At 58.2% G+C, this 493-nt stretch carries 1 pseudogene; it reads left to right on the top strand.

What is annotated here, in order from left to right:
* A pseudogene (locus CYR55_RS23755) lies at positions 1-493 on the top strand (hypothetical protein); the annotation flags it as partial.

The following is a 493-nucleotide window of genomic DNA, read 5'->3' on the forward strand; positions in this document are numbered from 1 at the left end:
CGGCGTGACGATGGGAACAGCACGCTTAAGGACATCAACCGCGATGCGCTGCCTGTGATCAACCTCGGGCGATCGCCGGGCTTCCAGATGCATGACAACACAATCTGTACGGACGAATACAATGCCGGGCACATCACAAACGCTGCCGGCAAAGTTACCGCGCTGCTGAGCCTTACGCCGGTGGAGATTACCTACTCCGTTATGGTGCTGGCCGCCGAGAAAGAGACATTGAGCGCGCTGGTGGGCGTCCTGGCGACCTGGCTGAGGCAGTTCACCAACTACGGCAATTCCAATTTCACCGCGAAGAGCCGCATTACCGGTTGTGATCTGGAGCTGGATTGCCTTATTCGTGATCCCAAAGGTGTGTTTGTGAATGACCTGACGCTGCCGCTGGCCAACAATCGGGTGTTCGCCGCCTCTATCCCGATCACCGTGATTGCACCGCTCTATACCGCCTGGCTGGGCGCGCCCGCCACCGGCAAAATTGAAGTGT

This window comes from Chimaeribacter californicus (assembly GCF_002858675.1).
Lineage (GTDB): Bacteria > Pseudomonadota > Gammaproteobacteria > Enterobacterales > Enterobacteriaceae > Chimaeribacter > Chimaeribacter californicus.